The organism is Arthrobacter sp. BG3 (assembly GCF_056680185.1).
The window spans coordinates 602,329-622,166 of sequence record NZ_CM155270.1 but is presented as its reverse complement, the minus strand read 5'-3'; the positions used below and the strand labels follow the sequence as shown (position 1 = coordinate 622,166).

Here is a 19,838-nt window from a genome sequence, read left to right as displayed (position 1 = left end):
AGACGAGGGGTCACCAACGCATGCACCGCACCCAGACACGGCACGTGAGAGTGGAAGAGCACCGCGAATCGGTCCGCCGGCTCCTGGCCCCGCTCCGCACCCCGGACCGGATGGAACGGCTCCCGCTCCTCGCAGCGCTGGGCCGCGGACTCGCGGCGGACGTCGTGGCACCGCTGGACCTGCCGCCCTTCGCGAATTCGCAAATGGACGGCTTCGCCATCCGCAGCGCCGACGTGCCCGAGCTGCCCGGCGGCAGCGAACTGCGCGTCGTCGCGCCGGTCCCGGCCGGGGCCGCCCCGGCCGAACTCGCCCCCGGAACAGCAGCCCCGATCATGACCGGCGCCATGATGCCTCCCGGCGCCGACGCGGTGGTGCCGATCGAACAGGCCATCCCCGCTGTATTCCCCGCGCCGGGTGTGCCGGCCACGGTCCGGCTGCCCGCCGTCCCGGCGCGGAACTTCGTCCGCGACGCGGGCAGTGACATCCGGACCGGCGAGCTGGCCCTCGCCGCCGGGACCTTCCTTGGACCCGGCCAGCTGGGACTGCTGGCGGCTCTGGGATTCACCGACGTACCCGTCTACCGGGCGCTGCGTGTCCTGCTGGTCACCACCGGCGACGAAGTCGTGGAGCCCGGCAGCCCCCTGGGGCCCGGCAAAATCTACGACTCCAACGCCACCTTGCTCGAATCCTCCATGCGCCAGGCCGGACTCCGCGTCACCCGGACCGGGATCTCCACGGACCGCCCGGAGGAACTCGCCGCACTGCTGCGCCGGCACGCGGCGGACGTGGACCTGATCGTCACCACCGGCGGGGTCAGCAAAGGCGCGTACGAGGTGGTCCGGCAGGCGATGGAGGGCCACGACGTCGACTTCTTCGGCGTCGCCATGCAGCCCGGCGGACCGCAGGGCATCGGAACCTTCGACGGCGTCCCCGTCCTCGGATTCCCCGGGAACCCGGTGAGCTGCCTTGTCTCCTTCGAAATGTTCCTCCGGCCCGCGCTCGGGGACCTCTTCGGTTCTCCCGCACCGCGCCCCGCGGTCAGGGCACGGCTGGCCGAGGCGCTGACATCCCCGGCAGGCAAGCACCAGGTCCGGCGCGGCACCGTCCTCCCCGACGGCACCGTCCGGCTCGAAGGCGGCGCCGGCTCGCACCTCGTCAGTGCCCTGGCGCACTCCAACGCCCTGATCCAGGTGCCGGAAGGAACTGCGGCGCTCGCCGAGGGCGCCGAGGTGGAAGTATGGATGCTGTGAACGAAGCAGACCCCGCAACGGGGAACCCAGGCCTGACCCACCTCCGCCAGGACGGCACAGCCCAGATGGTCGACGTGTCCAACAAGGCGGCGAGCACCCGCGAGGCCACAGCCACCGCCACCGTCCGCAGCACGCCCGAGGTCCTCGCCCTGCTCGGTGCGGGCGACCTGCCCAAGGGTGATGCCCTCGCCGTCGCCCGGGTCGCCGGCATCATGGCAGCCAAGAAGACCCCGGACCTGATCCCGCTGTGCCACCCGCTGCCGATCGCCAAGGTCACCGTCGACTTCGAACTCGACGCAGACTCCGTCACCGTTTTCGCCACGGTCAAGACCCTCGGGGTCACCGGCGTCGAAATGGAAGCGCTGACTGCCGCCTCCGTGGCCGCGCTCAGCGTGTACGACATGATCAAGGCCGTGGACAAACACGCGGTGCTGACCGATATCAAGGTGCTGGCCAAAAGCGGCGGCAAGAGCGGGGACTGGAGACTATGAGCATGCCCGAACCACACCGGCACGGTGAAGCCACCGGCCGGAAGGCCGGCGTCGTGATCGCCTCCACCCGCGCCGCGGCCGGCATCTACGAGGACCTGACCGGCCCGGTCATCATCGACTGGCTCACCGAACACGGCTTCGAGGCCTACCCGGCTCTCGTGGTCCCGGACGGCGAGGCCGTAGGCGCCGCCCTGCGCGCGCTCCTGACCCAGGCGCCCGCCGTCATCATCACCAGCGGCGGCACCGGCCTCAGCCCCACGGACGCCACCCCGGAGCAGACGCTGCCCCTGCTGGACCGCGAAATCCCGGGCATCATGGAGGGCATCCGCTCCGCCGGGATGGCCAAGACCCCCACCGCGATGCTCAGCCGGGGCCACGCCGGCGCCGCCGGCCAGACCTTCATCGTCAATCTCCCCGGATCCCCGAAGGGTGTCATGGACGGCCTCAGCGTGCTGGACCCCATCCTCGGACACCTGTGCGACCAGCTGGAAGGCAGCCATGGCCACTGAATCAACCTTTGACGTCGTGTCCGCGGTGCTCAGCGCCGAACCCATCTCCGTGGACCAGGCCATCGCCGCCGTCGAATCGGACACCGCGGGCGCCGTGGTCAGCTTCAGCGGTGTGGTCCGCAACCACGACGGCGGCAAACCCGTCCGGCGGCTCAGCTACAGCGCGCACCCGACGGCCCACCAAGTGATGGCCGACGTCGTCGCGCAGCTCGTCGCCGAACAGGCAGCCTCGGGGGAATCCGCCGGACAGGCGGCGGGAGACGCCGGCGGGACAACCGTCGACGCCGACACCCTGCCGGCCCAGCCGGTGCGGATCTGGGTGGCGCACCGGATCGGGATGCTGGAGATCGGCGACCCCGCGCTGGTCTGCGCCGTCTCCGCCGCGCACCGGGGCCAGGCCTTCGCAGTCTGCTCGGAACTCGTGGACCGGATCAAGGCGCAGGTTCCGATCTGGAAGGAACAGTTCTTCACCGACGGCACGGTCGAGTGGGTCGGCGCGGGGGCGTAGTCCCGCTTCGAGGCAGCGGCGGGCGCCGCGCGGCGGGCCTGTCATGCAGGGCCGCCGGTTCAGGCGGGCACCTGCCCCGGCGGTAGGGTTGATGGCATGACCGAACAACTCGCAGTCGCCGTGCTGGGCGCGAACGGGCGCATGGGCGCCGAGGCGGTGAAGGCTGTCGAAGCCGCCGCGGACTTGAAGCTTGTCGCCGCGCTGGGCCGGAACGATCCCCTGGACACCCTCGTCGACGCCGGTGCCCGGATCGTGGTGGACCTGACGGTCCCCGGGAGCACCGAAGCGAACGTCCGGTTCGCCGTCGAACACGGCATGCACGCCGTGGTGGGCACCACCGGCTGGGATGCCGGGAGGTTGGACCGGCTCGAGGAGCTCCTCGCCGGCCAGTCCGGCGTCGGCGTACTGATCGCCCCGAACTTCGCGCTTGGATCCGTCCTGGCCTCCGCGTTCGCCGCCAAGGCCTCGCGCTACTTCGAGTCGGTCGAAATCGTCGAACTGCACCACCCGGAGAAGGTGGACGCCCCGTCCGGAACCGCCGTGCGCACGGCGCAGCTGATCTCCGCCGAGCGCGAAGCCGCCGGGCTCCCCGCCAGCCCCGACGCCACCACGAGCGGGCGCCCCGGCGCGCGCGGCTGCGACGTCGACGGCGTCCGCGTCCACAGCGTCCGGCTCCGCGGCCTTGTGGCGCACCAGGAAGTCCTGCTGGGCGGCCCGGGGGAGCAGCTGACCCTCCGGCACGACTCCTTCGACCGGGCCTCGTTTATGCCCGGCGTGCTGCTGGGGGTGCGCCACGTTGCGTCCCACCCGGGCCTCACCGTGGGCCTGGACGGCTACCTGGACCTGGGGCTCTGAACGCCGTGGCCAACGTCCTGACCGCTTTCAAAGCCAACCGCACCAAGATCTGGGTCGGCGCGGTCACCCTGCTGCTGGTGTTCTACCTCGTGGTGTCCTTCCAGCGCGCGGTCCTGCTGATGACGGACGCCAACCCGGTGGCCAAAGCCCTCGGCGTGGCGTATCTGCTGCTGCCGCTGATCGGCGCCTGGGCCCTCGTCCGCGAGCTGCTCTTCGGCGCCCGGACCGAGCGGCTGGCAAAAATCCTGGAAGCCGAGGGCGGCCTGCCGGAGGACAATCTGCCGCGCACGCCTGCCGGGCGCATCATCCGCGAGGCCGCCGACCGTGAATTCGAGAAATACCGTGTCGAGACGGAAGCCGCGCCGGAGGACTGGCGTTCCTGGTTCCGGCTCAGCTGCGCCTACGACGCCGCGGGTGACCGCAAGCGGGCCCGCGCCTCGATGCGCGACGCCGTCCGGCTCTACCGGACGGGATCCCGCCAGGCCTGAGCCGCGCTCAGCAAGCCGGAGGCGCGGCCCGCGGATGCGGGCCGGGGCCAGCAAGCCGGAGCCGCGGTCAGCGGATGCGGGCCGGCTGGTACCGGCCGAGCTGGTTCGCGGCATGCGCCACCCACTCCAGCGGCCCGCGCCACACCAGGGCCGCGAACATGGCGCCAAGGGCCAGGATCGCTGCGGCCTGCGCCCAGTAGACGCCCTCCAGCGTCCACCCGGACGGCAGCGGCCGGCCGTACAGTGCGGCCATCACGCACAAGTGGGCCGTGTAGAGGCTCAGGGTCATGGCACCCGCGCCCCGCAGCGGGAGCAGGAAGTCCCAGCCGCCGCGCTGGACCAGCCGGCCCAGCAGCAGGCAGCCCCCGACGACGGCGGCCGCCACCCCCGAGGTGTGCAGCAGATCCAGGGTGGTGCCTGAATGCGGGGCGCTGGAGGCGAGCCACCAGGCTGAGCCGGTCTGGTCCACTCCGGCCAGGTTGACCTGCAGGAGGCTCTCCAGCGGATACGAGGGATCGAGCAGGGACGCCTGCAGCGCCGCCCGGCCGCCCCAGTCCTCCATCATCACCACGCCCAGCCACTTGGCCAGCACCGCGACCGCCGTTCCCGCCGCCAGCAGCAGCGCCGGGACGGCCGCCGACGTGAGGGCCAGCCGGCCGATCGCGAGGCCGATCAGCAGGTAGGCAATCCACTGCAGGACAGGGTAGTAGCCGGTCAGAAGGAGATCGCCGAGCAGCACCGCGGGCGTGGAGAGGTCCCCCCACTGGGGGTTGTGCCCCAGCTGCAGGGTCGGCACGGCGGTGAGGAACCACGGCCGCAGCAGGAAGGCGAACGCCGGGGCCGCCAGCACCCAGCCCAGGGCAAGTACCAGCAGGCGTTTGACGTCCAACCCGAGGAACGGCAGCACGCAAAGGAACAGGACAGCGTAGTGGACCAGGATGATGGCGATGTTCACTTCCAGCCCACCGATGGAGAGCCCGACGGCGCCCACCACGAGGGCGCGGAGGGCGATTCCCCGGCGGGCCGCCCACAGCTGCGGCCCCTGGAGCGGCTGCTGTTTGCCGGTTGAAAGCGCCAGCCCGATTCCGGCGAGCACGGCGAACAGTGCCGAGGCGCGCCCGGAAAACACCAGCCCCACCCATGTGGGTGTGAGTTGGGCGTCGGACTCGAAGGTGGGGAACACATGGGTGGCCATCATGCCCAGAAGGGCCAGCCCGCGGGCGGCATCGACTCCTGAGAGCCGCGTCCCGGCCGCCTGGCGTACGGCGGGCCGGGAAGTGGAGGCTGTTCCGCGCGGCGTCATCTTTTGATCGTCTCATGACCGGCACGGGCGATCCCGGGCAACGGGGCGGATCCGGAGCTGTTCACAGGAGCCGCACAGGTCTTGTATTCGAATATATGTTCGAATACCATGTCGTTATGAACAATCCATCAGAACCCGTTCAGCCGGATGCAACGCCCGGCGTCTTGAAGGCTATGAGTCCCGGCGTCGTGGACTTCCTGTTCCGCCAACTCGTTGCCGGCGAGCCCGCGGAGGACGTGCAGTGGCAGCAGGAGGGCGCCGTCCTCTCGGCCCAGCCGCCCGGCGGCGAGCTGGCCCGCCGGCTCGCCGAAACCGACCTTGAAGCGCTCACGCCCGGTGAACTGTTCCACTATGTCCGGGCGGCGCAGCGGCTCGCGGCGTGGGCCGAGGGGCTCCGGGAGGATGCCGTGGGCCGCTACTGCGCCACACCTTCCGGCAGGACTGCCCCGGCCGCGTGAGCGGTGCCTAGGATGGCAGGGTGACTACAGCGCTGACGCTTGCCGCCATCCAGTACACGGCCCTCGACGGCGGCCTTGCCGCCAATGTCCCGGAACATATCCGGCTGATCGAGGACGCCGACGACCACGGTGCCCGGCTGGTGGTCTTTCCGGAGCTTTCCCTCACCGGATACCGGCTGGACGGACTGGCGGATCCGGACCGGTGGGTGACCGCCGGGGACGCCCGGCTGGACGGCCTGCGCGAAATCTGCCGGCGGACCGGGATTACCGCGGTGGTCGGCGCCCCGTTCAAGGAGGCGGACGGCACGCCCAGACTCGCCTCGCTCGCCCTGCACCCCGGTGGCCAGCTGGAAACCGGTTTCAAGGTCTGGCTCCTCGGCCCGGAGCAACAATCCTTCAGCGCCGGAGACCGGACGGCCGTCCTGGACCTCGACGGCTGGAAAGTCGCCCTGGCCATCTGCCGGGACGCCGGCAGCCCGGCCCATGCCCATGCGGCGGCGGCGGCCGGCGCGGACATCTACGCTGTCTCGGCCCTTTATACCGCCGGCGAGGACAACCGGCTGGCCCGGAACCTCGGCGCGCGGGCCAGGGACAACCGGGTGTTCAGCCTGCTGGCCAACCTCGGCGGCGCCACCGGGCTCGGCGCCTCGGCCGGCGGGAGCGGTTTCTGGGGGCCGGACGGAGGCGTGATCCGGCAGGCCGCCGGAACGGGGACCGAAGTGCTGACCGCGACCCTGCAGCATACCGTCCTGGACCACTAGGTCCGGGAGCGCGCCGCGCTCCGTCACCGGGCTCCCGCATCCCCCCGGCCGGCCTCCGCGTGAGGCCCGCAGGCCGGGTTTGATCTTCATCACGTCGCCCCCATTGTCACATCACGCCGGGGACAGGGTAACGTTTTTCATATGGCTGACTCTGATACTCGCTCTTACACGTTCGGAACCCTCGTGACCGCCATGGTCACGCCTTTCACTTCCGACGGTGAAGTCGACTACCAGCAGAACGCCGAACTGGCCAACAAGCTCGTCGACGACGGCAACGATGCCCTCGTTATTTCCGGCACCACGGGGGAGACCTCCACCCTGGAAGACGACGAGAAGGAAAAGCTTTTCCGGGTCATTGTGGAGGCCGTGGGGGACCGGGCCAAGGTCATCGCCGGAACCGGGACGAACCACACCTCGCACTCGATCGAAATGGCCAAGCGCGCCGCGAAAGCCGGAGCGCACGGCCAGCTGATTGTCACCCCGTACTACAACAAGCCCAGCCAGGCCGGCATCCAGGCCCACATTGAAGCCGTCGCCGACGCCGCCGATCTGCCCGTTATGGTCTACGACATCCCCGGCCGCTCCTGCGTGCCGATCCTGCCCGAAACCATGATCCGACTCGCGGACCACCGGAACATTGTGGCGCTCAAGGATGCCAAGGCCGATTTTGCCGCCGTCACCCGTGTCCTTGCAAACACCGACCTTGACGTCTACTCCGGCGACGACGGGCTGACCCTGCCGTGGATGTCAGCCGGTGCCGTCGGGCTCGTCAGCGTCTCCGCGCACGTCGCGACGCGGCAGTTCCGCGCCATGATCGACGCCGCACTTGCGGGCGACTTCGCCGCCGCCCGCACCATACATTTCGAACTGGACCCTCTGGTCCGTGCAGTGATGACCCATATTCAGGGTGCTGTTGCTGCGAAGCAAGTTCTTAAGTGGCAGGGAGTACTGCCCAACTCGGTTGTCCGTTTGCCCCTCGTGGAGCCGGACGAAGCTGAGATCGAAACCATCCGCGAGGACTTGGCGGAAGCCGGAATGGTCTTTTCCTGATCAGGTGTTCCCACTGACGAGTAAAGACCAGGCCGGTAGCCGCCTGGAAAGTAGTGCATTATGACCCAAACCGCCCTTCCCGGCCTTGTCACGCCGCCAAAACTGCTCAAGGACACCCTGCGGATCGTTCCGCTCGGTGGCCTGGGGGAGATCGGCCGCAACATGACCGTCTTCGAAATCGACGGCAAGCTGCTCATCGTCGACTGCGGCGTCCTCTTCCCGGAGGAAACCCAGCCCGGCGTTGACCTGATCCTGCCCGATTTCTCCTACATCAAGGACCGCCTCCAGGACATCGTCGCCGTCGTCCTGACCCACGGCCACGAGGACCACATCGGCGCCATCCCGTACCTGCTGCGCCTGCGCGCCGACATCCCCCTGGTGGGCTCCCGGCTGACGCTGGCCCTCATCGAGGCGAAGCTGCTGGAACACCGGATCAAGCCGGTTACCCAGACCGTCACCGAGGGACAGGTGCAGAAGTTCGGCCCGTTCGAATGCGAATTCGTCGCCGTCAACCACTCGATCCCGGACGCCCTGGCCGTGTTCCTGCGCACCTCCGGCGGCACTGTGCTGCACACCGGCGACTTCAAGATGGACCAGCTGCCGCTGGACGGCCGGATCACCGACCTCCGCCACTTCGCCAAGCTGGGCGAGGAAGGCGTGGACCTGTTCATGTCGGACTCCACCAACGCCGACGTGCCGGGCTTCACCACCGCCGAGAAGGAAATCGGCCCCACCCTGGACCGGCTCTTCGGCCAGGCCTCCAAGCGCCTGATCGTCGCGTCCTTCTCCTCGCACGTGCACCGCGTCCAGCAGGTCCTGGACGCCGCCGCCAACCACAACCGCAAGGTGGCCTTCGTCGGCCGCTCGATGGTCCGGAACATGGCGATCGCCGAGAAGCTCGGCTACCTCGACGTGCCCCCGGGCATCTTGGTCGACATCAAGAACATCGACAACCTGCCGGACAACCGCGTGGTGCTGATGTCCACCGGTTCCCAGGGCGAGCCGATGGCGGCCCTGTCCCGCATGGCCAACGGTGACCACCGCGTCGTCGTCGGCCAGGGCGACACCGTCATCCTCGCCTCCAGCCTGATCCCGGGCAACGAGAACGCCGTGTTCCGCATCATCAACGGCCTGCTCAAGCTCGGCGCCGACGTCATCCACAAGGGCAACGCCAAGGTGCACGTCTCCGGCCACGCCGCCGCCGGCGAGCTGCTGTACTGCTACAACATCCTGGAGCCGCTCAACGCGATGCCGGTGCACGGCGAAACCCGCCACCTGATCGCCAACGGCAAGATCGCCCTGGACTCCGGTGTCCCCGAGGAAAGCATCCTCCTCGCGGACAACGGCACTGTCATCGACCTCCGCGACCACCAGGCGGACATCGTCGGCCAGGTCGAGGTCGGTTTCGTCTACGTCGACGGCTCCAGCGTTGGCGAAGTCACGGAAGCGGACCTGAAGGACCGCCAGACGCTCGGCGATGAGGGCTTCATCTCCATCATCACCGTGATCCACCGCGCCACCGGCAAGGTTGTCTCCGGCCCCGAGATCCACGCCCGCGGCGTGGCGGAGGACGACTCCGTGTTCGACGAGATCATCCCGAAGATCAACGCCGCCCTGGAAGAAGCCGTGCTCAACCGCTCGGACCACACCACGCACCAGCTGCAGCAGGTTGTCCGCCGGGTGGTCGGCACCTGGGTCAACCGCAAGCTTCGCCGCAAGCCCCTGATCATCCCGGTGGTCCTGGAGGCGTAAGCCCCGGCGGCGGCCCCGGCGCCCCGCAGCTCAACGGCCGTCCCGGCCTGCCGCAGGCTCCAGCTTGCGGCGGACCGGGAGGGCCGTTTTTGCGTGCGCGGCCGGCAACATGATCCCCGCGGAGGCCCGGAAATCCGCGGTTTTCGGCCCGGCGTCAGGTACCGTAGCGGGTATGGCGACACGTACTTCCTCCGCGCCTAGAGGAAACCCCAGCGGTAAATCAGGCAGCCCTTCGGCCCGGGGCTCCGGCCCGGCTGCGTCCAAAACCAGCAAGCCCTCCGGAACAACGGCGGCCGCGCGCACCCGGCAGCTGGCCGCCGTCGAGCCCAAACAGCCCTGGCCGGTCCGGGTTGTGGCCGGTGCCTGGCTGGGCGTTGCCCACGTCGTCGGGGCGGGAATCCGCCGGATCGGCTACGACGTCAGCGACCTCGCCCCCGGGGACCGCCGCGACGGCGCAGCCCTGTTCAACCTCGCACTCGGGGTCTTTGTCGCCACCTTCGCCTGGTGGGGCTTCCAGGGCTGGTTCCCGGACACGGTCTACGCCATCATCAACGGCACCTTCGGCTGGATGTCGCTGCTGCTGCCGCTGATGCTGTTTGTCTGCGCCTTCCGGCTGTTCCGCCAGCCCGCCGACGGCCGCGGCAACAACCGGATCGGGATCGGCTTCCTGATCATGACCTTCGCCGGCTCCGGTCTGGCCCACATCATCGGCGGGGAACCCACCGTCGCGCAGGGGTTCGACGGACTGCGCCACGCCGGCGGCATGCTCGGCTACCTCGCGGCGGCCCCGCTGGCCGCCATCCACCCCGCCGTCCCGGTCGCCGTTTACAGCCTGCTCGCCTTCACCTCGCTGCTGATCGTCACCGCCACGCCGTTCGGCGCCATCCCCGGCCGGCTGCGCGGCGCCTACGAGCACCTCATGGGCATCGACCTGCAGGACGAGGACACCGACGGCACTGGCCACGACCGCAGCTACCTCTACGAAAACGACACCCCGGCCCCGGCGAAGAAGAAACGCCGCCGCCTGTTCGGCAGGGACCACGACGAGGAGGCCGGACTCGAAGGCTACGTCGGCGACGAGGCTTTCGAACGGGCCCTCATCGCCGACGAGGAAGCCGAAGCCGCCCGGTCCGCCGGTGGCGCCAAAACCGGCTCCAAGTCCGTCGCACCCGGGGTGCGCCGTCCCACCCAGGCCGAGATCGCCGTCGAGAAGATCAAGGCAGCCCAGGGCCTGGGCACCGCGGCAGGCAGCGCCGCCGGAGCGGCGGGGGAGAACGCCACCGAGGCGATCCCGCTTCTGACCCCGGGCATGATCGCCGCGGGCTCACTGAACCCGGCCGCGCCCGGAGCCGCTGCCGTGGCAGCCGCCGCGAAGGTCCCCTCCAAACCGGTCGTGCCGGCACCCCTGCCCACCCCGATTCCGCAGCGCACCGAACAGCTCTCGCTGGCCGGCGACGTGACGTACACGCTGCCGCCGTCGGACGTCCTGACCCCGGGCTCCATCCCCAAGGAACGCACCGAAGCCAACGACGCGATTGTCGCCTCGCTGACCGAAACCCTGAACCAGTTCAACGTCGAGGCCCAGGTCACCGGGTTCAGCCGCGGCCCCACCGTGACCCGCTACGAGATCGAGCTCTCCCCGGGCACCAAGGTGGAACGGGTCACCGCGCTGTCCAAGAACATCTCCTATGCTGTCGCCAGCTCGGACGTCCGCATCCTGAGCCCCATCCCGGGCCGGTCCGCGATCGGCATTGAGATCCCCAACACGGACCGCGAGACCGTGTCCCTCGGGGACGTGCTCCGCAGCCAGAACGCCCGGCGGACCGAGCACCCCATGGTGATCGGCGTCGGCAAGGACGTCGAGGGCGGCTACGTCGTCGCGAACCTCGCCAAGATGCCCCACCTTCTCGTGGCGGGCGCCACCGGTGCCGGCAAGTCGGCGTTCGTGAACGCCATGATCACGTCCATCCTGATGCGCGCCACCCCCGACGAGGTCCGCATGGTCATGGTGGACCCCAAACGGGTGGAACTCACTGCCTACGAGGGCGTCCCGCACCTCATCACCCCGATCATCACCAACCCCAAGAAGGCAGCCGAGGCCCTGCAGTGGGTGGTCCGCGAGATGGACGCCCGCTACGACGACCTCGCCAACTACGGTTTCAAGCACATCGACGACTTCAACAAGGCCGTCCGCGCGGGCAAAGTCCACCCGCCCGAGGGGTCCAAACGGGTCATCCGGCCGTACCCGTACCTGCTGGTGATCGTCGACGAACTCGCCGACCTGATGATGGTCGCCCCGCGCGACGTCGAGGACTCGATCGTCCGCATCACCCAGCTGGCCCGTGCCGCCGGCATCCACCTCGTGCTCGCCACCCAGCGGCCTTCCGTCGACGTCGTCACCGGCCTGATCAAAGCCAACGTGCCGTCGCGGATGGCGTTCGCGACCTCCTCGGTGACCGACTCCCGCGTGGTCCTGGACCAGCCGGGCGCCGAGAAGCTGATCGGCCAGGGCGATGCGCTGTTCCTGCCCATGGGCGCATCAAAGGCCATGCGTGTCCAGGGCGCCTGGGTCACCGAATCGGAAATCCACAAGGTGGTCGAGCATGTCAAGGGCCAGCTCAAGGCCGTATACCGCGACGACGTCGCCCCCGAGGCGCCGAAGAAGCAGATCGACGACGACATCGGGGACGATCTCGAGGTCCTGCTGCAGGCCACCGAGCTCGTGGTCACGACCCAGTTCGGGTCCACCTCGATGCTGCAGCGCAAGCTCCGTGTCGGCTTCGCGAAGGCCGGCCGGCTGATGGACCTGCTCGAATCCCGCGGCGTGGTGGGCCCCTCCGAGGGCTCCAAGGCCCGCGATGTCCTGGTCAAGCCCGATGACCTGGCGACGGTTCTCGCGGCCATGAAGGGCATGGAGGTGCCCGCCATCGCCGATTCCCAGACCGCGGCGCTGAGCGAGAACGCCAACGCGAACGTCGCCCAGGGCGGCTACGCGGAGGACCTCGTCGCCGCGGATCTGGACCGGCGCGGCCAGAACACCCAGTACTACGACGGCGCAGACGGCGCCGGCGGCGCCGGCGGGGGCGGCGGGGGCTCCGGCCCGGATGAGGACGACGGGGGCTCCGAGGACGCCTGGTCGCTCACCGGACGGTAGCCTAGGAAGGTGACTAGCGCCGAAGCAAACAAGGCCGGATCCGCCCCCGGAATCTGGAACCTGCCCAACATCCTGACGATGCTGCGGATTGTGATGGTGCCGTTCTTCGTCTGGTTCCTCCTGCTTGACGCGCCCGGGCTGGTCGCGCAGAACGGCGTCTGGCGCTGGGTTGCCGCGGCAACCTTCGCCGTCGCCATCTACACCGACAAGCTCGACGGCGACATCGCCCGCAGCCGCGGCCTCATCACCGACTTCGGCAAGATCGCCGACCCGATCGCGGACAAGCTCCTGATCGGCTCGGCCCTCGTGATGCTCTCGCTGCTGGGGGAGCTGCCCTGGTGGGTCACCATCCTGATCCTGGTCCGGGAATGGGGCGTCACGGCCCTGCGCTTCTTCGTCATCCGCTACGGCGTTATCCCGGCCTCGCGCGGCGGCAAACTCAAGACCGTGATCCAGACCGTTGCCATCTTCCTGTACATCCTCCCGCTGGCCTCGATCGCACCGTGGCTGGGGATCGTGGCCTTTGCGGTCATGATGGTGGCCCTCGCGATCACGGTCTGGACCGGCGGCGAATATGTCATCGAGGCCCTCAAGCTGCGCGCCAGCGGCATCAGGGCACAGCAACAGAAGATCCAGGAGGGCAAGCCATGACCAATCCCCACCACCCGATCAACCTGCATCACCTGGCCGAAGAGGCCGTCACCGGGGCGATCGGCCGCGGCCTGACCGTTGCCACCGCCGAATCCCTTACCGCCGGCATGCTCGCCGCCGTGCTCGCGGACACGCCCGGCGCGTCGGGAATGCTCCAGGGCGGCGTGGTGTCGTACCAGAACACCGTCAAGACAGAGGTGCTGGGAGTGCCCCGGGAACTGCTGGACAGCGTCGGCGCCGTCGACGGCCGGGTTGCCGAAGCCATGGCGGACGGTGCCCGCAGGATCTGCGGTGCCGACATCGGCGTCTCCACGACCGGCGTCGCCGGCCCCGAGCCGCATGGCGGCAAGGATGTCGGTTCCGTCTACATCGGCATCGCCACCGCGGAAGGCTCGACGTCGTTCGGGTACAGCTTCGAGGGCAACCGCCCGGAGATCCGCGGCCTGGCCTGCGCCGCGGCCCTGGAACGCCTGTTGGAAGCTCTGGCATCCCCAAGCTACCGGGCGTAAAGTTTCCGGGAACAAAACTTGATTCCTAATAGTTGTTACATTGTGTCGCTTCCGAATAAGGGAGGCGCCTAGGATGAAAGCATCATCAGTGTCCGCTTTGACCGGCGGGCTCGACATAAAGAGGGAGCAAGGCGATACAGATGGTAAAGCAGCCCGTATCCATTAACGGCGTTGTCCGCTGGAAGGATGTGGGCCTCGCCGATCAGGCTAAGAGCGAACAGAAGGAGCGCAAGATGGTTGTACTTCGTCACGAAATCGGTGATGTACTCCGCGATGTCCGCCAACGCCAAGGCCGTACCCTCCGCGAAGTCTCGCACAGTGCCCGCGTGTCCCTGGGCTACCTGAGTGAAGTGGAACGCGGCCAGAAGGAAGCCTCCTCGGAGCTGCTCTCCTCGATCTGCTCGGCCCTCGATGTTCCGCTCTCCATCATGCTCCGCGAGGTCAGCGACCGTGTCGCCGTCGCGGAGGGTGTTGCCGTTCCGGACACCGTCCCGCAGGAATTTGCACAGCGCTACGGCCGTGACCTGGACCGTGAGCTCAACTCGGACCTCAACGACGAGTTGGCCAAGGGCATTCTTTCCGGGGCGCGCTAGCCCCCATACCCACCACTCGACAAAAGACCCCGGCCGGTGTGCCGGGGTCTTTTGCGTGTACTCTCTCTGCCTGCCCGGGTTTGCCCGCGCCCGGCCTGTGCGCCCCCGGCCCGGGCGGGGGAGGAACAGGCCTAGGGCGTGTCTCCCAAATAGGCTGACCGCTGGCTGGAAAACTTGGGGACGTGTCTCGTTTCCAAGTTTTTACCGATGATCAGTGGGCCCGAGTTGAGCCGTTGCTGCCCAGTTCCGATGGCCAGCGAGGGCGCCCGTTCCGGAACCACCGCCAGGTCGTGGAGGGCATTGCATACCGGTATCGGTGCGGGATCGCTTGGCGGGACCTGCCGGAGCAGTTTGGTCCGTGGCAGACGGTGTGGAAGCGCCACCGCCGTTTCGCCGCAGACGGGATCTGGGACCGGATCCACTCCATGCTGCTGAGCGAGGCCGACGCCGCCGGGGAGATCGACTGGACCGTGTCGGTGGACTCCACGATCAACCGCGCCCACCAACACGGAACCAACCTTCCCCGCAACACAGGGGGACGAACCGAATTACAAGAAACTCTGGGCAGAGCCTGACGACCACGCCGTGGGGCGTTCCCGGGGCGGGCTGAGCACCAAGATCCACCACGCCTGCGACGGGAAAGGCAGGCCCCTGGCGTTCATCATCGGGCCGGGCCAGGGCTCTGACTCACGGATGTTCCCGCACGTCATCGACGCCATCAATGTCCCGCGCGCCGGAACGGGCCGGCCGCGGACCCGCCCTGACGTGGTGATGGGTGACAAGGCCTACTCCTCCAGGGCCAACCGTTCGCTCCTTCGGGCCCGGAAGATCAAGGCCGTCATTCCCGAACCCAGAGACCAGATCGCGAACCGAAAACGCAAAGGCACCCGTGGCGGTCGGCCGGTGGACTTCGACAGCGAGGCCTACAAAGGCCGGTCCGTCGTCGAGCAGTCCTTCAACATTTTCAAGCAATGGCGCAGCATCGCCACCCGATACGACAAGCTCGCCATCACCTACCGCTCCGGAGTCGCCCTCCACGCAGTCCTGATCTGGCTACGCCAATAAGGAGACACGCCCTAGTGCGGGAGGGGAGGAACGGGCCCGCTAGCGGGGTTCCTCCCGGGGGAACCCGTCCCGCTCGTAGGTGGCGTTGAGCTTGGCGATGTAGCGGGACAGGGTCTGCAGGTCCTCCGGCGGCCACTCGCCAAGCCGTTCGCGGAACACCTCGCGCCGCGCGTCCTGCACCTCATGCATCCGCTCCTCGCCCATGGGCGTCAGGCGAATTATCTGCGCGCGCCCGTCGAGCGGATCAGATTCCTTGGCGACCAGGCCGAGCCGTTCCAGGAAAGCGATCTGCCGGCTCACGGAGGGCTTCCCGACGCCGATGCTGGAGGCCAGCTCGGTCAGCCGGATGGCACCCTGCTTGCGGATCACCGTGAGCAGGCCGTAGGCCGCCGGTTCCATGTCCGGGTGAACCTGCCGGGACAGGTGGTGGGAGATGGAACGGGTGCGCCGCCAGAGCAGGCTCAACTGGTGCTCGACGGCGGTCAGTGCCGCTTCGGTGGAATCGTCCGCGCCGCCGGGGACGCCAGGGCCGGTGCTGCCGCGGCCTTCGGCGGGGTTGCTCATGGCAACCATTCTAGAGTCCTCCCGCACCGTGAGAGACTCTAGGGGTGCGAATCAGTGACTTTTGGCGCCTCATGGACGACGAATTCGGGGCGGGCTACTCCCGGGTCCTCAGCAGCTCCCTGGTCCTCGCGGGGGTCGGCGGCCGGACCGCCGACCAGGCCCTGAGTGCCGGGGTACCGCCCCGGCAGGTGTGGCTCGCGCTGTGCGAGGTCCAGGATGTGCCGCCCGAGCGGCGGCTGGGCCGCGACGTCAAACCCCGCTGACCGGCGCGCAGCCAGTCGGCCCGCGGCCCCAAAGGCTCCGCACCGATTCACGCCCCGGCTCCGCCGCCACCCGGCGGCCCGGCTGACACGCCGCAGCGATTGTTCGAATATCTGTTCGGGTAGGACTATGCTTTTTTCAGAGTGTTTTCCACATATGCGGGGCCGGCAGGCAACTCTGTCGGTGGGTGCCAGTAGCTTCAGTAATGAACTGATCACCAACCTGATCAAGAACACTAAACACAGGGCCGGAACGGCCCCGCCACAGCGAGAAAGTATTAGAGGTGTGAACCATGGCCGCAGCCCCGGATCGCCAGAAAGCGCTCGACGCAGCGCTTGCCCAGATTGACAAGCAGTTCGGCAAAGGCTCGGTCATGCGCCTGGGTGACGAAGTCCGCGCACCCATCGAGGTTATTCCGACCGGCTCCATCGCGCTGGACATTGCCCTGGGAATTGGCGGCCTGCCCCGCGGCCGCGTCGTGGAAATCTATGGACCGGAATCCTCCGGTAAGACCACGGTGGCGCTGCACGCCGTCGCCAGTGCCCAGCGACTGGGCGGCATCGCTGCCTTCATTGACGCCGAGCACGCCCTCGATCCGGAATACGCCGCCAGGCTCGGCGTCGACACCGACGCCCTCCTGGTCTCCCAGCCGGACACCGGCGAGCAGGCCCTGGAAATCATGGACATGCTGATCGGTTCCGGCTCCCTGGACGTCATTGTCATTGACTCCGTGGCCGCACTCGTTCCCCGCGCGGAAATCGAAGGCGACATGGGCGACAGCCACGTCGGCCTGCAGGCGCGCCTGATGAGCCAGGCCCTCCGTAAAATCACCGGCCGCCTGAGCCAGACCAAGACCACGGCCATTTTCATCAACCAGCTGCGCGAGAAGATCGGCGTCTTCTTCGGCTCCCCGGAAACCACCACCGGCGGCAAGGCCCTGAAGTTCTACGCCTCGATCCGCATCGACGTCCGCCGGATCCAGACCCTCAAGGAGGGCGCGGACTCCGTCGGCAACCGCACCAAGGCCAAAATCGTCAAGAACAAGATGGCCCCGCCCTTCAAGATCGCCGAGTTCGACATCATTTACGGCCAGGGCATCTCCCGCGAGGGCGGCATCATTGACATGGGTGTCGAGCACGGCATCATCAAGAAGTCCGGGTCCTGGTTCACCTATGACGGTGACCAGCTCGGCCAGGGCATGGAGAACTCCCGCCGCTTCCTGCGCGACAACCCCGAACTGGCTGCCGAGCTGGAGCGGCTCATCAAGGAAAAGCTCGGCGTCGGCGTCAAGGCCCCCGCCGAGACCGCAGCAGAACCGAAGCTGAAGGCCGTTGACGGGTTCTAACGGCCGACGGCGCCAAGGGGCAGGACTCCCATCGCGGAATTCTGCCCCCGGCTTTGCCGACGCAGAACGGCCCGGGGACGGTGCCGGCCGCGCGGATCCTTCCGCGGGCCCGGACCGCGATGCCGACCCGGCGGCTGTCGCGCGCGCCATAGTCCTGCGGCAGCTGACGAACTCGCCCAAGAGCCGTCTGCAGCTCGCCCGCAAACTGGCCGAGCGCAACGTCCCGGATGACGTCGCGGAAGCCGTGCTGGACCGCTTCGAAGAAGTGAAACTCGTTGACGACGCTGACTTCGCCGAGATGTGGGTGCGGTCCCGTTCCCAGAGCCGCAAACTCGCCAAGGGCGCCCTCCGGCGCGAGCTCGCCGAGAAGGGCATCGACGCCGAAACGGCGGCCTCCGCGCTGGAACAGCTCAGCGACGAAGACGAGGAAACCACAGCCCGCGAGCTCGTGCGGCGCAAACTCCGCGGCGCTACCGGCTTCGGTGACCGTGCCGAGCGGGACAAAACCACACGACAGCTGGCCTCCATGCTGGCCCGCAAGGGGTACCAGCCCGCACAGGCCTTCAGGATCGTCGGCGAAGTCCTCGACGCCGCCGTGAGCGGTGCCGGCGCCGGGGACGAACCGGAATTCTGAGGAACCCGCTGTACCGTGCGACCCGGTACCCTTAACAGGTGAGTTTGACCATTCCCTCCCCAGCAGCCGGCACCACCCCTTCCACGGACAGCTTGTCGACACCCGGCGCCGGGTCACCGGCCGCCGCGCCGCAGCCGCGCACCTACCAGGTGCGGACGTTCGGCTGCCAGATGAACGTGCACGATTCAGAGCGCATGTCCGGGATGCTCGAAGCCGCCGGCTACGTCCCCGCCGCCGGGGAACTGGCCGACGTCGTGGTTTTCAACACCTGCGCGGTGCGGGAGAACGCCGACAACAAGCTCTACGGCAACCTCGGCATGCTGGCCCCGGTCAAGGCCGCCAACCCGGGAATGCAGATCGCCGTCGGGGGCTGCCTGGCGCAGAAGGACCGCGACACCATCCTGAAGAAGGCACCCTGGGTGGACGCCGTCTTCGGCACCCACAACGTGGGCGCCCTGCCGGCCCTGCTCGAACGCGCCCGCCACAACAACGAGGCGCAACTCGAAATCCTCGAGTCCCTCGACGTCTTCCCCTCCACCCTGCCCACCAAGCGGGACTCGGTCTATGCCGGCTGGGTGTCGATCTCCGTCGGCTGCAACAACACCTGCACCTTCTGCATCGTCCCGGCCCTGCGCGGCAAGGAAAAAGACCGCCGCCCCGGCGACATCCTGGCCGAGATCCAGGCCCTCGTCGACGACGGCGCGATCGAAGTAACCCTGCTGGGCCAGAACGTGAACTCCTACGGCGTTGAATTCGGCGACCGGCAGGCGTTCTCCAAACTCCTGCGCGCCTGCGGCGACATCCCCGGCCTGGAACGCGTCCGCTTCACGAGCCCGCACCCCGCAGCCTTCACCGACGACGTCATCGACGCCATGGCCGAGACCCCCAACGTGATGCCGCAGCTGCACATGCCCCTGCAGTCCGGCTCGGACAAGGTCCTCAAGGACATGAAGCGGTCCTACCGCTCCACCAAGTTCCTGGGCATCCTGGACAAGGTCCGCGGGAAAATCCCGCACGCCGCGATCTCCACCGACATCATCGTCGGATTCCCCGGCGAAACCGAGGAGGACTTCCAGGCCACGCTCGACGTCGTGGAGAAGTCCCGCTTCGCCACCGCCTTCACCTTCCAGTACTCCAAGCGGCCCGGCACGCCCGCCGCTGAACTCCCGGACCAGCTCCCCAAGGCCGTGGTGCAGGAACGCTTCGAACGCCTCACCGCCCTGCAGGACCGGATCGCCGCGGAGGAGAACGCCCGCCAGCTCGGCCGGCGTGTGGAGGTCATGGTGACGGCCCAGTCCGGGCGCAAGTCCGAGGAAACCCACCGCCTCTCCGGCCGCTCCCGCGACCAGCGACTGGTCCACTTCTCGGTTCCGGCCGGCGCCCAGACGCCCCGCCCCGGCGACCTCGTCACCGTAACCATCACCGAAGCGGCCGCCTTCCACCTCGTCGCCGATCCGGCCTCGGCGGACGACTACAGTCTTCGCCGCTCCCGGGCGGGCGACGCCTGGGACAGGTCGCAGGCGGACTCCTGCGGCGCACCCGTTCCGGGATCCGCACCCGGCACCACGGGAGTGTCCCTGGGCATGCCCACCCTTCCCGTCCGCGGCCGCTAGCCCGTGGCGGACCCGCAGGCCACG

Annotated in this window: 21 protein-coding genes; 19 read left to right on the top strand and 2 right to left on the bottom strand. The window is 68.5% G+C overall.

The features are described from left to right. Positions 1–20 precede the first annotated feature (20 nt). The 6 genes from AC1MFL_RS02825 to AC1MFL_RS02800 all read left to right on the top strand — a co-directional run bounded on the left by AC1MFL_RS02825 (position 21) and on the right by AC1MFL_RS02800 (position 4,101). Positions 21–1,250 (top strand): molybdopterin molybdotransferase MoeA, encoded by a 1,230-nt coding sequence (locus AC1MFL_RS02825; protein ID WP_479813293.1) that lies wholly within the window; start codon positions 21–23, stop codon positions 1,248–1,250. After that, a complete protein-coding gene (gene moaC / locus AC1MFL_RS02820) occupies positions 1,238–1,741 on the top strand; it encodes a cyclic pyranopterin monophosphate synthase MoaC (protein ID WP_479813291.1) in 504 nt (167 codons plus the stop codon). Before AC1MFL_RS02825 ends, moaC begins: the two co-directional genes overlap by 13 nt. After that, the gene (locus AC1MFL_RS02815) at positions 1,738–2,250 is read left to right on the top strand and encodes a MogA/MoaB family molybdenum cofactor biosynthesis protein (RefSeq protein WP_226761118.1); all 513 of its coding nucleotides are present in this window, start codon (positions 1,738–1,740) and stop codon (positions 2,248–2,250) included. Before moaC ends, AC1MFL_RS02815 begins: the two co-directional genes overlap by 4 nt. After that, the gene (locus tag AC1MFL_RS02810) at positions 2,240–2,758 is read left to right on the top strand and encodes a molybdenum cofactor biosynthesis protein MoaE (protein WP_479813290.1); all 519 of its coding nucleotides are present in this window, start codon (positions 2,240–2,242) and stop codon (positions 2,756–2,758) included. The genes AC1MFL_RS02815 and AC1MFL_RS02810 overlap by 11 nt, the downstream gene beginning before the upstream one ends. Positions 2,759–2,854: 96 nt before the next feature. After that, positions 2,855–3,613 (top strand): 4-hydroxy-tetrahydrodipicolinate reductase, encoded by a 759-nt coding sequence (gene dapB, locus AC1MFL_RS02805; RefSeq protein WP_479813288.1) that lies wholly within the window; start codon positions 2,855–2,857, stop codon positions 3,611–3,613. Positions 3,614–3,618: 5 nt separating this feature from the next. Then, positions 3,619–4,101, top strand: coding sequence for a hypothetical protein (locus AC1MFL_RS02800; protein ID WP_479813287.1), 483 nt, complete (start codon positions 3,619–3,621; stop codon positions 4,099–4,101). A gap of 67 nt (positions 4,102–4,168) precedes the next feature. Here AC1MFL_RS02800 and AC1MFL_RS02795 read toward each other — a convergent pair whose 3' ends face one another. Then, positions 4,169–5,404: a heparan-alpha-glucosaminide N-acetyltransferase domain-containing protein gene (locus AC1MFL_RS02795; protein WP_479813286.1), complete on the bottom strand. Its 1,236-nt coding sequence runs from the start codon at positions 5,402–5,404 to the stop codon at positions 4,169–4,171. 116 nt (positions 5,405–5,520) lie between these two features. On the opposite strand from AC1MFL_RS02795, the gene AC1MFL_RS02790 reads away from it, so the two are divergent. The 9 genes from AC1MFL_RS02790 (at position 5,521) to AC1MFL_RS02750 (ending at position 15,397) form a co-directional block, all read left to right on the top strand. Beyond that, entirely contained in the window at positions 5,521–5,862 is a 342-nt protein-coding gene (locus AC1MFL_RS02790) for a hypothetical protein (protein ID WP_479813285.1), read from the top strand. Positions 5,863–5,882: 20 nt separating this feature from the next. Continuing rightward, complete coding sequence (locus AC1MFL_RS02785; RefSeq protein WP_479813284.1) at positions 5,883–6,623, top strand: carbon-nitrogen hydrolase family protein; 741 nt, start codon at positions 5,883–5,885, stop codon at positions 6,621–6,623. 141 nt (positions 6,624–6,764) lie between these two features. After that, a complete protein-coding gene (gene dapA, locus AC1MFL_RS02780) occupies positions 6,765–7,673 on the top strand; it encodes a 4-hydroxy-tetrahydrodipicolinate synthase (RefSeq protein WP_479813282.1) in 909 nt (302 codons plus the stop codon). A 60-nt stretch (positions 7,674–7,733) separates the two neighbouring features. Next, positions 7,734–9,425, top strand: a complete 1,692-nt coding sequence (locus AC1MFL_RS02775) for a ribonuclease J (protein ID WP_024366762.1) — start codon at positions 7,734–7,736, stop codon at positions 9,423–9,425. 172 nt (positions 9,426–9,597) lie between these two features. Next, positions 9,598–12,579 (top strand): FtsK/SpoIIIE family DNA translocase, encoded by a 2,982-nt coding sequence (locus tag AC1MFL_RS02770; protein ID WP_479813281.1) that lies wholly within the window; start codon positions 9,598–9,600, stop codon positions 12,577–12,579. Positions 12,580–12,588: 9 nt separating this feature from the next. Beyond that, a complete protein-coding gene (pgsA, locus tag AC1MFL_RS02765) occupies positions 12,589–13,230 on the top strand; it encodes a CDP-diacylglycerol--glycerol-3-phosphate 3-phosphatidyltransferase (protein ID WP_301230264.1) in 642 nt (213 codons plus the stop codon). Continuing rightward, positions 13,227–13,739 carry a CinA family protein gene (locus tag AC1MFL_RS02760; protein WP_479813280.1) on the top strand — a complete coding sequence of 171 codons (513 nt, stop codon included), beginning with the start codon at positions 13,227–13,229 and terminating at the stop codon, positions 13,737–13,739. The genes pgsA and AC1MFL_RS02760 overlap by 4 nt, the downstream gene beginning before the upstream one ends. Before the next feature lie 140 nt (positions 13,740–13,879). Then, positions 13,880–14,332, top strand: a complete 453-nt coding sequence (locus tag AC1MFL_RS02755) for a helix-turn-helix domain-containing protein (protein WP_479813278.1) — start codon at positions 13,880–13,882, stop codon at positions 14,330–14,332. Positions 14,333–14,514: 182 nt separating this feature from the next. Then, positions 14,515–15,397, top strand: a protein-coding gene (locus tag AC1MFL_RS02750) for an IS5 family transposase (protein WP_479809945.1) whose coding sequence is annotated in 2 segments (ribosomal slippage) — positions 14,515–14,879 and positions 14,878–15,397 — 885 coding nt in all. Because the reading frame shifts where the segments join, the coding sequence is not laid out codon by codon here. A gap of 39 nt (positions 15,398–15,436) precedes the next feature. On the opposite strand, the gene AC1MFL_RS02745 is transcribed toward AC1MFL_RS02750, so the two are convergent. After that, complete coding sequence (locus AC1MFL_RS02745) at positions 15,437–15,961, bottom strand: MarR family winged helix-turn-helix transcriptional regulator (RefSeq protein ID WP_479813277.1); 525 nt, start codon at positions 15,959–15,961, stop codon at positions 15,437–15,439. A gap of 44 nt (positions 15,962–16,005) precedes the next feature. On the opposite strand from AC1MFL_RS02745, the gene AC1MFL_RS02740 reads away from it, so the two are divergent. The 4 genes from AC1MFL_RS02740 (at position 16,006) to miaB (ending at position 19,814) form a co-directional block, all read left to right on the top strand. Beyond that, on the top strand, positions 16,006–16,224 hold the full coding sequence (locus AC1MFL_RS02740) for a DUF3046 domain-containing protein (protein WP_136323389.1): 219 nt from the start codon (positions 16,006–16,008) through the stop codon (positions 16,222–16,224). Between the two features lie 290 nt (positions 16,225–16,514). Further along, positions 16,515–17,567: a recombinase RecA gene (recA, locus tag AC1MFL_RS02735; RefSeq protein WP_069951200.1), complete on the top strand. Its 1,053-nt coding sequence runs from the start codon at positions 16,515–16,517 to the stop codon at positions 17,565–17,567. Continuing rightward, a complete protein-coding gene (locus AC1MFL_RS02730; protein WP_479813276.1) occupies positions 17,554–18,201 on the top strand; it encodes a regulatory protein RecX in 648 nt (215 codons plus the stop codon). Before recA ends, AC1MFL_RS02730 begins: the two co-directional genes overlap by 14 nt. A gap of 38 nt (positions 18,202–18,239) precedes the next feature. Next, complete coding sequence (gene miaB / locus AC1MFL_RS02725) at positions 18,240–19,814, top strand: tRNA (N6-isopentenyl adenosine(37)-C2)-methylthiotransferase MiaB (RefSeq protein ID WP_479813274.1); 1,575 nt, start codon at positions 18,240–18,242, stop codon at positions 19,812–19,814. Positions 19,815–19,838 lie beyond the last annotated feature (24 nt).

Bases quoted from the DNA above. Each gene is read 5' to 3' on its own strand.
- AC1MFL_RS02825 (WP_479813293.1), top strand. From the start codon at position 21: ATGCACCGCACCCAGACACGGCACGTGAGAGTGGAAGAGCACCGCGAA.
- moaC (WP_479813291.1), top strand. From the start codon at position 1,238: ATGGATGCTGTGAACGAAGCAGACCCCGCAACGGGGAACCCAGGCCTG.
- AC1MFL_RS02815 (WP_226761118.1), top strand. From the start codon at position 1,738: ATGAGCATGCCCGAACCACACCGGCACGGTGAAGCCACCGGCCGGAAG.
- AC1MFL_RS02810 (WP_479813290.1), top strand. From the start codon at position 2,240: ATGGCCACTGAATCAACCTTTGACGTCGTGTCCGCGGTGCTCAGCGCC.
- dapB (WP_479813288.1), top strand. From the start codon at position 2,855: ATGACCGAACAACTCGCAGTCGCCGTGCTGGGCGCGAACGGGCGCATG.
- AC1MFL_RS02795 (WP_479813286.1), bottom strand. From the start codon at position 5,404: ATGACGCCGCGCGGAACAGCCTCCACTTCCCGGCCCGCCGTACGCCAG.
- AC1MFL_RS02790 (WP_479813285.1), top strand. From the start codon at position 5,521: ATGAACAATCCATCAGAACCCGTTCAGCCGGATGCAACGCCCGGCGTC.
- dapA (WP_479813282.1), top strand. From the start codon at position 6,765: ATGGCTGACTCTGATACTCGCTCTTACACGTTCGGAACCCTCGTGACC.
- AC1MFL_RS02775 (WP_024366762.1), top strand. From the start codon at position 7,734: ATGACCCAAACCGCCCTTCCCGGCCTTGTCACGCCGCCAAAACTGCTC.
- AC1MFL_RS02770 (WP_479813281.1), top strand. From the start codon at position 9,598: ATGGCGACACGTACTTCCTCCGCGCCTAGAGGAAACCCCAGCGGTAAA.
- AC1MFL_RS02760 (WP_479813280.1), top strand. From the start codon at position 13,227: ATGACCAATCCCCACCACCCGATCAACCTGCATCACCTGGCCGAAGAG.
- AC1MFL_RS02755 (WP_479813278.1), top strand. From the start codon at position 13,880: ATGGTAAAGCAGCCCGTATCCATTAACGGCGTTGTCCGCTGGAAGGAT.
- AC1MFL_RS02745 (WP_479813277.1), bottom strand. From the start codon at position 15,961: ATGAGCAACCCCGCCGAAGGCCGCGGCAGCACCGGCCCTGGCGTCCCC.
- recA (WP_069951200.1), top strand. From the start codon at position 16,515: ATGGCCGCAGCCCCGGATCGCCAGAAAGCGCTCGACGCAGCGCTTGCC.